This window comes from Curtobacterium sp. UNCCL20, from assembly GCF_900101675.1.
GTDB lineage: Bacteria > Actinomycetota > Actinomycetes > Actinomycetales > Microbacteriaceae > Curtobacterium.
This window is the reverse complement of record NZ_FNKG01000001.1, coordinates 319,308-332,400: the sequence shown is the minus strand read 5'-3', so window position 1 is coordinate 332,400 and position 13,093 is coordinate 319,308. Positions and strand designations below refer to the sequence as shown.

Sequence of the window (13,093 nt, the reverse complement as noted above, 5' to 3'; positions counted from 1 at the left end):
ACATCGGTCTTGCGGAAACGGAAAGCTGTTCCGTATAGTTCCGGAAGGGCGTTCCGCTTCGGTTCACGATACGGCACCGGAGCCGAGGACGCCATCGACAGGAGGAACCGCCATGCAGTACCGCACCCTCGGCCGGACCGGCATCCAGGTCAGCCCCTTCGCGCTCGGCGCCATGATGCTCGGCACCGACGGTCGCATCGGCAACGGTGACGAGCAGGACTCGATCCGCATCGTCCACCGCGCGCTCGACGCGGGCATCAACATCATCGACACGGCCGACCGCTACTCGCAGGGTGGGTCGGAGTCGCTCGTCGGCAAGGCGCTCAAGGGCCGCCGTGACGACGTGGTCATCGCGACGAAGTTCAACGGCCCGATGGGTGACGACCCGAACCGCCGCGGCAACTCCCGCCGCTGGATCACGACCGCGGTCGAGGACTCGCTCCGCCGACTGCAGACCGACCACATCGACCTGTACCAGGCACACCGTCCGGACGACAGCGTCGACCTCGAGGAGACGCTCTCCGCCCTGACCGACCTGATCCGGAGCGGCAAGGTCCGGGCGATCGGGAGCTCGGACTTCCCGGCCTCGATGCAGGTCGAGGCGCAGTGGACGTCCGAGCGCCGCGGGCTCGAGCGCTTCCGCTCCGAGCAGCCGACGTACTCGATCCTCAACCGCGGCATCGAACGCGAGGTCCTGCCGGTCGTGCAGCGCTACGGCATGGGCGCACTCGTGTGGAGCCCACTCGCCGGCGGCATGCTCACCGGACGGTTCCGGAAGGGCCGGGACAGCGACCTCGCCCGCGTCGGCATGTTCGCGCACAACCAGGACGAGCGCCGGATCGACGCCGTCGAGCAGGTCGTCGCCCTGTCGGAGGACACCGGCATCCGGATGACCCACCTCGCGATGGCGTTCGCGATCGCCCACCCCGGCGTCACGAGTGCCCTCATCGGACCGCGCTCGATGGAGCAGCTCGACGACCTGCTCGAGGGCGTCGACGTCGCGCTGTCGGACGAGGTGCTCGACCGCATCGACGCGATCGTCCCGCCCGGCACGGACGTGGGGCGCCTCGACCAGCAGTACAACCCGCCGGCGGTGCTCGACGCCTCGCTCCGCCGTCGCCCGGTTGCCGCCCGCTCCGCGGGCTGACGCGGGCGCGGGGCCCGCGCGCCGCGGATCGTCTGAGACGCCGTCCACCGGGCGCCGCCTACCGTCCCGGCCATGTCCACGCGAGCGAAGACCGCCACGGCGCTGCTCGGCGCCGCCACCATCGCCCTGCTGCTCACCGCCTGCGACCCGGGCGGTGCCCAGAACATCGACCCCGTCGGCAAGGTGCCCGGCTCGGAGGAGAAGTCGCAGTCCGCACAGTGCGACCTCGCCTCGAGCGCCGTGGTCGACGCGATCGACAAGGCCGTGGGCGGTCACGACACGACGGAGTACGCGAACACCCAGAAGGGCGACGGCGGCTGGTACCTCGGCGCGACGATCGTGCCGGAGGACAGCAACGACCCGAACGACGATGACGTGACGATCTGGGCGACCACGGCGGATCCGAAGTCGGACGACTTCGACGGCCCCCTCTACGCCGTGAACCAGCCGGCGAAGGACTCGATCGCGGACGAGTCCACCTCGGCCTCGCCAGCGCCGAGCTCCTTCGACGCGGGATCGAAGGCGGCGGAACAGGTCGAGAGCTGCGTCATCGACGCGTCCGACCGCTGACGCGCTGCCTCAGGTCTGACACCGCGGGCACCAGGAGGTGTCGCGCAGGGTGAGTTCCGATTCGCCGAGTTCGCCGTACCGGATCGGGGTGCCGCACCGCAGGCACGGCTTCCCGGCGCGCCCGTAGACCCAGAAGCGGCGCCCCGGCCGGTCCACCCCGGTGGTCACCCGGGCGCTCCGGTCGCGGTTCGCCAGGACGAGCCGGCTCGCCAGCGCGATCACCCGTGCGGGGTCGTGCACCTCGCCGACCGGCCGCGTCGGCAGGACGCCGCGCAGGAAGCAGAGCTCGTTGCGGTAGACGTTCCCGAGCCCGGCGAGCACCCGCTGGTCGAGGAGCGCCAGCCCGATCGGCCGAGCGGGATCGCGGAGCAGGTTCGCCAGCGCCAGGTCGGCGTCCCAGTCGGGTCCGAGCAGGTCCGGACCCAGGTACCCGACGATCTCGGACTCCTCGTCGCGGGGCACGACCTCGAGCACGCCGAGCGCGAAGCCGACGGTCGACACCCCGTCGGCGTCGAGGATCGCCCGCGCCTGGTGCGCGGGTCGCCGCCAGCGGTCGCCCGGAGCGTAGACGTCCCAGCGCCCCTCCATCTTGAGGTGGGAGTGCACGGTCACGTCGCCGATCCGGTGCAGTAGGTGCTTGCCCCGGGGGAGCACCTCGTCGACGGTGCGGCCGACGAGGTCGACGGTCGCGAACGCGGGTACCCGGAAGTCGCTGCGGGTGAGGACCTTCCCCGCGAGCGCGGTGTGCAGTCGGCGTGCAGCCCGGAAGACGGTGTCGCCCTCAGGCACGGGTCACCTCCGGCGCATCGTCGTGGACGGGCCTGGAGGCGCGGGTCGACTCAGGCACGCAACCGCAGTCCCTGCGGGGTGGCGGTGAAGCCTGCGTCACGCAGCGCCGCCGCGAGCGGCGTCTCGAGGACGAAGTCGCCGTCCACCCGCTCGACGGCCAGCTTGCGGAGGCCGCTCCGGACGGTCGCGGCGATCGACACTGCGGCGGCCCCGAGGTCGGCCGGGTCGTCGGTGAAGGTGAGGACGGACTTCCCGCCGCGTTCGACGTACACCGCGAGCCTGCCGTCGACCGTCGTCACCAGGGCACCGCCCTTCCGTCCGGGGCGGTGGCCACGACCGGTGGTCTTCGGGCTCTCCTCTGACGCTTCGGGGTCGTCGGCGGCGTCTCCGGTCGGCCACGGCAACGAGGCCCCGTACGGGTTGGCCGGGTCGGTCGCTGCGAGCGTCAAGGCCTCGCGCTTCCGGTCCGGGTCCGCGCGCTCGTCCTCGTCGAGGTCACGCGCGTACGTCCGGAGTCGGTCGACCGTGGGGCCGGTGGCGAACTGCGCGGCGCCGAGCCCCTCGACGAAGTACCCGCGTCGTGCACGCCCGGACTCCTCGAAGCGGGAGAGCACGCGGTAGACGCCGGCGAACCCGCCCCGGACCCCTTCGACCTGCACCGCGCCGCGGGTGACGACGCCGTACCGCTCGAGCAGCTGCTCGGCGGTCGCGGCGGCCCGCAGGGTCGCGTCGGACTCGGCGAGGGGCAGGATCGACCACCGCCCGCCGACGGACGGCGGGCCGGACTGCGTCGGCATGGTCGGGCGTCGTCGGCCCCGGTAGGCGCGGGCGCGGGGAGCGCTGGTGCTCTTCGCCTTGCCACCGAGCATCGCCCGGAGCGGCGCGAAGGTGTCGTTGGTGATCTGCCCGGCCCAGACGAGGTCCCACAGCGCCGTCGTGAGCGCCTGGTCGTCCGTGCTGCCCACGGCCTGCCCGAGCTGCCGGAAGAAGTACGCGCCGCCACCGGCCAGGGCGGTGAGCACGTCGCGCTGGAGCTCGGTCGTGTCGTCGCCCGCGGGCTCGGCGAGCGTGGTCGCCGCTGTGTCGGCGAGGTGCAGGCGCACCCATCCGTCGTTGCCGGGCAGGGTCCCGCCGCCGGACCAGAGGACCTCGCCGGTGGCGGTGAGCTCGTCGAGCATGCTCGGTGCGTAGTCGGTGACACGGGCCGGCAGCACGAGGGTCTCCCACGCGCTGGCGGGCAGTGCTACCCCGGCGAGCTGGTCGATGACCTGCAGCACGCCGTCGACACCCCTGAGGCCACCGCGGCTGCCCGTCGTGTGGACGTGCTGCCACGCGGGCAGGAAGCGGGCGAGGGTGTCCGGGGACACCGGCTCGACCTCGTGCCGGAGCGCCGCGAGCGACTTCGTCCGGATCCGGCGGAGCACCTCGGCGTCGCACCACTCCGCACCCTGGCGGTCGGGCCGGAACTCGCCCTCCACCACGCGTCGGTCGGCGACGAGCCGACGCAGGGTGTCCTGGACGACGGCGATCCCGAGGCCCAGGCGTGCGGCGGCGTCCTGGGCGGAGAACGGTCCGTGCGACCGGGCGTACCGGCCGACCAGGTCACCGAGCGGATCGGCGACGGGCTCGACGAACGCGGTCGGCACCCCGATCGGCAGTGGGACCCCGAGGGCATCGCGGAGGCGCGAGGCGTCCTCGATCACGGCCCACCGGGTCGCGCCAGCGTGCGAGAACGACAGCACACGGCGGTCGCGTTCGAGCGTGGTGAGGATGCCCTGGAGGGTCTCGCGGGCCTCGGCACGGTCGTCGGTGTCGGCCGACCAACTGCGATCGACCGCCTCGTCGAGGTCGAGGGCACCGACGAGGCGGAGGACGTCCACCAGCCCCTCGGCGTCACGGGCGCGCCGGTCGGGCGACAGTCGCTGCAGGTCGCGCTCGACGCCTGCGATGACCGCGGGGTCGAGCAGTTCGCGGAGCTCGGCCCGACCGAGCAGCTCGCCGAGCAGGGTCGAGTCCAGTGAGAGCGCCGCTGCCCGCCGTTCGGCGAGCGGGGTGTCGCCCTCGTACATGAAGGCGGCGACGTACCCGAAGAGCAGCGACCTGGCGAAGGGGGAGGGCTGCTCGGTCTCTGTCTCGACGAGCCGGATGCGCCGGCCCGCGATGTCGTCCGCGATGCCGAGCAGGGACGGCACGTCGTACACGTCCTGCAGCACTTCGCGGACGGTCTCGAGCACGATCGGGAACGAGGGGTACTTCTGCGCGACCTCGAGCAGCTGCGACGCACGCTGCCGCTGCTGCCAGAGCGGTGACCGCTGTCCGGGGTTCCGCCGGGGCAGCAGGAGTGCCCGCGCCGCACACTCGCGGAACCGGGCGGCGAACAGTGCCGACGCCCCGACCTCGTCGGTGACCAGTGCCTCGAGGTCGTCCCGCTCGAACACGAACAGGTCGGCACCGGGCGGCTCGGCGTCGGTCTCGGGGATGCGCACCACGATGCCGTCGTCGGCGGCCATGGCGTCGCCGTCGATCCCGTGGCGCTCCCGCAGCCTGGCGGCGACCGCCAGTGCCCACGGCGCGTGCACCTGCATGCCGTACGGCGAGTGCAGGATGAGCCGCCAGTCGCCGAGTTCGTCGCGGAAGCGCTCGACGACGAGGGTCGTGTCGTTCGGCACGTGTCCCGTCGCGGCGCGCTGGTCGCGGAGGAAGGTCAGGAGGTTCGTCACCGCACGCTCGTCGAGCCCGCCGGCGGAGACACGTGCGCGGGCGTCCTCGTCGGAGGCGCCCTCGACCTCGCGCACGAACGCCCCGGTGGCGCGGCCGAGCTCCGCAGGGCGGCCGATGCCGTCGCCCTTCCAGAACGGCACCCGACCGGGCTGCCCGAACGCCGGGCTCACGAGCACCCGGTCGTGCGTGATCTCCTCGATCCGCCAGCTCGTGGCGCCGAGCGCGAAGACGTCGCCGACGCGGGACTCGTAGACCATCTCCTCGTCGAGCTCGCCGACGCGGGAGGCCTTCTCGCCGACCATGAACACGCCGAACATGCCGCGGTCCGGGATGGTCCCGCCGCTGGTCACCGCGAGCCGCTGCGCCCCGGGCCGGCCGGTGAGGGTGCCGTGCACGCGGTCCCAGACCAGGCGCGGCCGGAGCTCGGCGAACTCGTCGCTCGGGTACCGCCCGGTGACGAGGTCGAGCGTCGCCTCGAACGCCGATCGGGGCAGGCCGCTGAACGGGGCGCTGCGCCGGACGAGCTCGAACCAGTGCTCGACGTCGACGGTGTCGATCGCCCCCGCGGCGACGGTGTGCTGCGCGAGGACGTCGAGCGGGTTGGCGGGGACCGAGATCGCCTCGATCTGCCCGGACACCATCCGCTCGACCGTGACGGCGCTGTTCACCAGGTCGGCCCGGTGCTTCGGGAACAGGACGCCACGGGAGATCTCGCCGACCTGGTGTCCGGCACGGCCGACGCGCTGGAGGCCGCTCGCGACCGACGGAGGGGCCTCGACCTGGACGACGAGGTCGACCTCGCCCATGTCGATGCCGAGTTCGAGCGAGCTCGTCGCGACGACGCACCGCAGCCGCCCGGACTTCAGGTCGTCCTCGATGATCGCCCGCTGGTCCTTCGACACCGAGCCGTGGTGGGCGCGCGCGAGCACGGGCACCGCGGCGTCGGAACCGCCACCGCCCGTCTGCCCGGCCCCGCCGATCATCTGGGCCGGAGGGCGATTCGGCTGGGCGACGGGCGCGTGTGCCGAGGCCCGCGCCGGGGACTGCCCCCGTGCGGCGGGCAGACCGTCGTCAGCCGGGGAGACGCCGGCGGGCACGAGCACGCCGTCTCCGGCGGCGGCGAGGACCCGCTCTTCGTGGATCTCGTTGAGCCGTGCCGTCAACCGTTCGGCCAGGCGCCGGGAGTTCGCGAACACGATGGTCGAGCGGTGTTCCTCGACGAGGTCGACCACGCGTTCCTCGACGTGCGGCCAGATCGACCCGTTCGAGGGCGCATCGGACGCGTCGGCCCCGACCGGGGGTGCGCCGAGCTCGGCCATGTCGTCGACGGGAACGACCACGCGCAGGTCGAAGGTCTTCTGGGCCGGCGGCGCGATGATGGTGACGGGCGCCCGGCCGCCGAGGAACCGTGCGACCTCTTCCGCCGGTCGCACCGTCGCGGACAGCCCGATCCGCTGGACCGGCTCGTCGAGCAGGTCGTCGAGGCGTTCGAGCGACACGGCGAGGTGGGCACCGCGCTTGGTGGAGGCGACCGCGTGCACCTCGTCGACGATCACGGTGTCGACGTTCACCAGGGTTTCGCGGGCCTGCGACGTGAGCATCAGGTAGAGCGACTCGGGCGTCGTGATGAGGATGTCCGGCGGCTGGCGGAGCAGGCGCTGCCGGTCGGACGACGGAGTGTCGCCGCTCCGCACCCCGACCGTGACCTCGGGCGGTTCGAGGCCGAGGCGCCGCGCCGTCTGGGTGATGCCGACGAGCGGGCTGCGGAGGTTCCGCTCGACGTCCACGCCGAGCGCCTTGAGCGGCGAGACGTAGAGCACCCGTGTGCGCTGCTTGGCGGGCGGACGATCCCCGGCGCTGATGAGCCGGTCGATCGACCAGAGGAACGAGGCGAGCGTCTTGCCGGACCCGGTCGGGGCGATCACGAGTGCGTGCTGCCCGGTCGAGATCGCGTCCCACGCACCTGCCTGTGCCGCCGTCGGCGAGTCGAACGCGCCACGGAACCACTCGGTGGTGGCGGGGGAGAAGCGCTCGAAGACGTCCGTCATGGTCCGTCCCATCCTGCCCGCGACCACCGACAGCCGCCCGAGTCCGACGGCGGTCCGTGCGACGAAGGACGGCACTCGTCAGTACCGTCCCTCGTCCTCGCCGGGCGGAGGTGGTCTCAGCCTCAGAAGGGGAAGACGAACCCGGCGTACTCGTAGCTGGTGGACGGCGAGCGCTCACCGTCGACGATCTGCGTGGCGCTGATCGTGCGCACGCCACCGCCGAGTTCGCGGCCCGGCAGCTCAGCGGACCAGTACCCGGCGAGGTCGGTGCCGGTGGCCCCCGCGAGGACGCGCGTCGACTCGCCCCGGTAGGTGACCTCGACGGTGGCTCCCGGGCGTGCGGTGCCCACGACGAGCACGGGTTGCCCGATGGTCCCCGGCAGCAGCAGGGTGGCGATGGCGGGGGCGTCCACCGTGGTCGGCGCGGTCGCCGAGACGGTCGCGCTGCCGGCGGCGGTCTGTGGTGCCGCCGACGCGGGTGCCGCACTGAGCGCACCGGTCAGGGCGACGCCGAGGACGAGCGCGCCGGCGGCGGCGGTGGTGATGATCTGCATTCTGACTCCGGTTCGGTGGGTGGTGCTCAGTTGCCGAGGGTGAAGAGCGTCTTGTCGGCACCCTTCGTGTGCGTCTGGTAAGCGGCGAACTCGAACCAGCGGGAGTCGCCGGGGGTGGCCTTCGCGAGCGTGGTCGACCAGTTCCCGTTCGCGTCCGCCGCGGTCACGCTCTGCGCGTAGCCCACACCCCGGACGACGATGACGGCGCCGGGGGTCGCCGTGCCGCGCACCTGGCTCGACGACGCGGAACCGGGAGCGGTCGAGGTCACGGCGACGGGCCGGAACGCCGCCATCGGGTTCGTCGGTTCCGGGTACGTGCCGTACAGCGCGAACGTGGTCTGCGCCGAGCGGCCGTCCGGTGCGACGACCGTGACGGTGTTCCCGCCGAAGTTGCCGCTCAGGGCACGGTCCGGCGTGTACGACCAGCGTCCCTCCGCATCGGAGCGGAGGCGTTCCAGCGGCAGTGCGAGGCCGACCGAGCGGAGGTAGACGTCTGCGTTCGGGGTGGCCGTCCCCGTGATCGTCACCTTCGTGTACGGCAGGTACGTCTCCGGGGTGCTCACCGTGATGTACGGCGCAGCAGCGGTCTGGCTCGCGGCGGGCGAGGAGGGGGCGGCGACGGCGGCGGTCGGGAGCGCGAGTGCTCCACCCGCGATCGCGACGACGAGGGCGACGCTCCCCAGCTTGTGCAGTGGCATGGGATTCCTTTCGTAGGGCTGCGCGGTTGCGCGCACCAGACGGTTCGGGATGCCGGAACCGATCGACTGAAATTCCACCGAGCAGGGATTGACTTGGCGGAGATAGCGATCTATCGTTGACACATCGCGATACGACGAAGACGGATCAGTCAGACCGGTCGCGAGTCAACTTCGAACACCACCAAGGAAGGAGTCATCATGCGCACCCCGTATGACGACACCAGCAACACGCCCCGCCGCGACGACCGAGGCTTCGGCCCGCGTGGCCCCCGCTTCGGCGGCTCGCGGCAGCACCACGGCGCCGGGTTCCCCGGCCGCGACCGCGGTGACCACGACCACGGCGGACGCGGCGGCTTCGGCCCCGGCTTCGGCCCCGGGTTCGGTCGGGGCTTCGGTCCCGGTTTCGGGGGTCCCGGTTTCGGCGGTCCCGGTTTCGGCCGTGAGCGTCGCCGCCGTGGCGACGTCCGCCTCGCGATCCTCGGCCTGCTGGCCGAGGGCCCGCAGAACGGGTACGCCGTGATCAAGACGATCGCCGAGCGCACCGGCGGCGATTGGAAGCCGAGCCCCGGCTCGGTCTACCCGACGCTCCAGCAGCTCGTGGACGAGGACCTCGTGGTCTCCACCGGCGACGGGCGCAAGACCCTCTTCGAGCTCACCGACGCCGGCAGGGCCGAGGCCGAGTCGAAGGCCGACGCGATCGCCGCGACGTGGGAGTCCACGCCGGGCGTCCCGGACTCGCAGCGCGAGTTCTTCGAGGCGCTCCGGAAGACCATGGGCGTCCTGCACATGTACCGGACGAGCGCGACGGAGGAGCAGGCCAAGGCCGCCACGGCCAAGGTCGACCAGCTCCGCAAGGACCTCCTCCAGATCCTCGCCGACTAGGAACACCCGTCACGACGGGACCAGATGACGGACTGGAGGCGCGGTGCCAGCTGGCAGCGCGCCTCCAGTCCGTTCGTCGCTCCGTCGACGGCCGTCAGCCGCCGATGAAGGCGGCCACGTCCGCCAGCTCGGCCGCCGAGACCGCGTGCGGTAGTCCCGCGTACACCCGATCGGTCACGTCGGTGTGCGTCGCCGCCCAGGCCTGCGTCCGGGCGGTCGCCTCGGCCGGGATCACCGGGTCGAGGTCGCCGTGTCCGAGGAACACCCGCGGGCGGACGGCAGCGACGGCCTCGTCCCGCGCATCGGTGACCCCGGGAACGACGAAGCCGGACAGGGACACCGCGAAGGCGAACCCCGTGGGCCGCGCCCGGAGGAGCTGCAGCGCCATCGACCCGCCCTGCGAGAACCCGAGCAGCCCGATGCGCGGGTGGTCGGCAGCCACCGAGTCGATCCAGGCGAGGACGCCGGACGCCGCTGCGTCGACCGGCTCGAGCGCGGGCGAGCCCGGCGTGCCCAGCGGGTACCAGGAGTACCCCTGCCCCCACGGCAGCGGTGCACGGAGCGTCGCCATCGTCCACGCGGGTGGCAGGCCGGGCGCGAGCCCGAGCAGGTCGTGCTCGTCCGACCCCACCCCGTGCAGTGCGACGAGCAGCGGCGTGCCGACCCGTTCGGAGGACGGCCGGGTCCACTGGACGGTGTCCGCATCGATCATGTGGACAACGCTAACCATCCCCGACCCCCGCGCCTTCCGCCGAACTCGCCGGAGTGCCTGGTAGACACGGTGCATGGCCTCGCTGCGCACCCCTGACCCCGACTCCGGCTGGCTGTCCGACGAGGAACTCGCGAACGTGCGTCGTCGGCTGCCGATCTGCTACGTCGAGGCCGTCCCCGTCCGTACTGACGGCCTCGGCGTCGTCACCGAGGTGGGCGTGTTGCTCCGCGTCTCCCCGAGCGGTTCGATCGCCCGCACGCTCGTCTCCGGGCGCGTGATGTTCGGCGAGTCGATCCGGACGGCGCTCTTCCGGCACCTCGAGAAGGACCTCGGCCCGATGGCGTTCCCGCAGCTGCCGTCGAGCCCGACGCCGTTCACCGTCGCCGAGTACTTCCCGCTGCCCGGCGCCTCGGTCTACACCGACGAACGGCAGCACGCGATCTCCCTGGCGTACGTGGTCCCCGTGACGGGCACGTGCGAACCCCGCCAGGACGCCCTCGAGCTCACGTGGATGAGTCCGGCGGAAGCCGCGTCGAACGCCGTCGCCGAGGAGATGGAGGGCGGACGCGGCGCACTGCTGCGGGCCGGTCTCGCCTCGGTCGGCGCCCTGATGTAGCCCGTCGGGGCGAACGAGCACCTGCAACGACGAAGGCCCCGGATCCGATCGGATCCGGGGCCTTCGCAGCGCGGTGCGAGACCGGCTTACTTGTTGTCGTTCTTGAGGCTGTCGGCGACGCCGTGGACGGCGTCCTTCGCATCCGTACCGGCCTGCTTGGTGTCGGCCTTGACCTGATCGGTCTTGCCCTCAGCCTTGAGGCGGTCGTTGTCGGTCACGTTGCCGACGGCTTCCTTGGCCTTGCCTGCTGCCTTGGCAGCGGCGTTCTTGACGTCTTCGATCCCAGCCATAGGCACTCCTCTCAACGACGGACGATTCCCCATCCACCGCTTGCGCGGCGTCCGGTGCAACAGACCGTACGCGTCGCGGTTCGGAGGCTCGCAGGCACCGCCAAGGTTGTCCCCCGGCGGCGTGCGCCCTGCAGCGGGACACCGGTGCCCGTCGGTCGAACCCACTCATGCGGGTGTGCGACCGACGGGCACCGGTGTTCAGCGGGAGTTCCGCGGCGGGGTCAGCCGCGCGGGGTCAGGAGCGCGGGGTCAGCGTGCGGAGCCGGCCGGGCGGGAAGCGCGGCGCGAACCACCGCGACGGTTCCCACCGGACTCGGAGCCGGCACCGCGGCCGGCCGCGTAGCCACCCTCGGACGACCAGACCGGAGCCGAGCCACCGCGGACGGTGTCGCTCGACGCGCGACGGCTGCCGCCCGCACGACGCTGCCCACCGGCACCGCCAGCGGAACGCGCGCCACCGGCGGAGCCGGCCGATGCGCCGGAACCGGCCTCGACGGGGCGACCGCCGCGACGCCCGGCACCGGACGACCCGGAACCCGAGCCGACGCGAGCGGGCTGCGCCGCGCCTCCCGAACGACCGCCGCGACCACGGCGACGACCGCCGCCCGCGCCCTCGGACTCGGCGGTGCGCTGCTTGGGCGCACGCTGCTGCTGGACGGGCTGCTCCACCGCGACGTGGCGGATCGGCGCGACATCGCCGACGAGCTCGGCGACGGCCGGGCTGTTCGACGTGACCTGCTGCGGGGTGACCTTGATCTGCGCGGCACGCATCATCTGCGCGACGTCCCGACGCTCGGCCGGCATCGTCACGGTGACGACGTCGCCCGACGAACCCGCACGGGCCGTGCGACCCGAACGGTGCAGGTACGCCTTGTGCTCGGTCGGCGGGTCGACGTGGACGACGAGCTCGACGTTGTCGACGTGCACGCCACGGGCGGCGACGTCGGTGGCGACGAGGACGAGGGCCTCGCCGGAGGAGAACTTCGCGAGGTTCCGCTCACGGGCGCCCTGCGACAGGTTGCCCTGCAGGTCCACCGCGGGGATGCCCGTGCTGGAGAGCTGCTTCGCGAGGCGCTTCGCGTGGTGCTTCGTGCGCATGAAGAGGATGCGGCGACCGTTGCCGGACGCGAGCGTCCGGACGAGGTCCTTCTTCGCATCGGCGTCGGCGACCTCGAACAGGTGGTGCGTCATCGCCTCGACGGGGCTGCTCTCGTCGTCGACGGAGTGCATGACCGGGTTGTGCAGGAACTTCTTGACGAGCTTGTCCACGCCGTTGTCGAGCGTGGCCGAGAACAGCAGGCGCTGCCCCTGCTCCGGCGTCGCCTGCATGATCTTCGTCACGCCGGGGAGGAAGCCCATGTCGGCCATGTGGTCTGCCTCGTCGAGGACGGTGACCTCGATCGCGTCGAGCTGCACGTGGCCCTGCTGCATGAGGTCGGCGAGGCGACCCGGGCAGGCGACGACCACGTCGACGCCGCCGCGGAGCGCGTCGACCTGACGGCCCTGCGAGACGCCGCCGAAGATCGTCGTGGTGGTGAGGCCCATCGCCTTGGCGAGGGGAGCGAGGGTCGCGTCGATCTGCGTCGCGAGCTCACGGGTCGGGGCGAGCACCAGCGCACGCGGGCGGCCGGCGCGACGCTTGCGGGGGTTCGCGGCGAGGCGGGCGGCGAGCGGGATCGCGAACGCGATCGTCTTGCCGGAGCCGGTACGACCGCGGCCGAGCACGTCCTTGCCCTTGAGGGAGTCCGGGAGCGTGTCCGCCTGGATCGGGAAGGCGTTCTCCTTGCCCTGGCTGACGAGCACGTCGACCATCGGGGTGGGGACGCCGAGGTCGGAGAAGCGGATGTCTTCGTTGGTCATGGGTGACCTTTCCTGCCGGAGCGCTCCGGCAGGGCCGGAGTGGACTGGCACACCGGATGTTCCGGCGGTGGGCGCGCTCTGAGGCAGCGCGCGGGCGGGATGCGCGCCAACGGAGGTGGCTGGCGCAGTCGCCGCAGCAGAGAAGCCTGGGCACCTTCGGGAGGTGCTCGATCATCGACCGCCAGGCGGTCGGGAGTTCGGGGCGT

11 protein-coding genes are annotated in these 13,093 nt (G+C 72.5%); 4 read left to right on the top strand and 7 right to left on the bottom strand.

The window, feature by feature from the left end; genetic code table 11:
- Positions 1-112: 112 nt before the first annotated feature.
- Positions 113-1,147 (top strand): aldo/keto reductase, encoded by a 1,035-nt coding sequence (locus tag BLT36_RS01590; RefSeq protein WP_092091338.1) that lies wholly within the window; start codon positions 113-115, stop codon positions 1,145-1,147.
- Positions 1,148-1,219: 72 nt separating this feature from the next.
- Entirely contained in the window at positions 1,220-1,717 is a 498-nt protein-coding gene (locus tag BLT36_RS01585) for a hypothetical protein (RefSeq protein WP_092091336.1), read from the top strand.
- Positions 1,718-1,726: 9 nt separating this feature from the next.
- On the opposite strand, the gene BLT36_RS01580 is transcribed toward BLT36_RS01585, so the two are convergent.
- From BLT36_RS01580 to BLT36_RS01565, 4 genes are all read right to left on the bottom strand, one after another.
- Positions 1,727-2,506: an Fpg/Nei family DNA glycosylase gene (locus tag BLT36_RS01580; RefSeq protein WP_092091334.1), complete on the bottom strand. Its 780-nt coding sequence runs from the start codon at positions 2,504-2,506 to the stop codon at positions 1,727-1,729.
- Between the two features lie 50 nt (positions 2,507-2,556).
- Complete coding sequence (locus BLT36_RS01575; RefSeq protein ID WP_092094212.1) at positions 2,557-7,275, bottom strand: ATP-dependent helicase; 4,719 nt, start codon at positions 7,273-7,275, stop codon at positions 2,557-2,559.
- Between the two features lie 122 nt (positions 7,276-7,397).
- Complete coding sequence (locus BLT36_RS01570) at positions 7,398-7,829, bottom strand: hypothetical protein (protein WP_092091332.1); 432 nt, start codon at positions 7,827-7,829, stop codon at positions 7,398-7,400.
- A gap of 26 nt (positions 7,830-7,855) precedes the next feature.
- Complete coding sequence (locus BLT36_RS01565; RefSeq protein ID WP_092091320.1) at positions 7,856-8,527, bottom strand: hypothetical protein; 672 nt, start codon at positions 8,525-8,527, stop codon at positions 7,856-7,858.
- 198 nt (positions 8,528-8,725) lie between these two features.
- Between BLT36_RS01565 and BLT36_RS01560 the strand changes: the two genes are divergently transcribed.
- Positions 8,726-9,409 carry a PadR family transcriptional regulator gene (locus BLT36_RS01560; RefSeq protein WP_092091319.1) on the top strand — a complete coding sequence of 228 codons (684 nt, stop codon included), beginning with the start codon at positions 8,726-8,728 and terminating at the stop codon, positions 9,407-9,409.
- A 94-nt stretch (positions 9,410-9,503) separates the two neighbouring features.
- On the opposite strand, the gene BLT36_RS01555 is transcribed toward BLT36_RS01560, so the two are convergent.
- Positions 9,504-10,121, bottom strand: a complete 618-nt coding sequence (locus BLT36_RS01555; RefSeq protein ID WP_092091317.1) for an alpha/beta hydrolase — start codon at positions 10,119-10,121, stop codon at positions 9,504-9,506.
- 73 nt (positions 10,122-10,194) lie between these two features.
- Between BLT36_RS01555 and BLT36_RS01550 the strand changes: the two genes are divergently transcribed.
- Positions 10,195-10,737, top strand: a complete 543-nt coding sequence (locus BLT36_RS01550; RefSeq protein WP_092091315.1) for an NUDIX hydrolase family protein — start codon at positions 10,195-10,197, stop codon at positions 10,735-10,737.
- Positions 10,738-10,823: 86 nt separating this feature from the next.
- On the opposite strand, the gene BLT36_RS01545 is transcribed toward BLT36_RS01550, so the two are convergent.
- A complete protein-coding gene (locus tag BLT36_RS01545; protein ID WP_092091313.1) occupies positions 10,824-11,027 on the bottom strand; it encodes a CsbD family protein in 204 nt (67 codons plus the stop codon).
- Positions 11,028-11,276: 249 nt separating this feature from the next.
- Positions 11,277-12,887 (bottom strand): DEAD/DEAH box helicase, encoded by a 1,611-nt coding sequence (locus tag BLT36_RS01540; RefSeq protein WP_092091311.1) that lies wholly within the window; start codon positions 12,885-12,887, stop codon positions 11,277-11,279.
- Between the last annotated feature and the right edge of the window lie 206 nt (positions 12,888-13,093).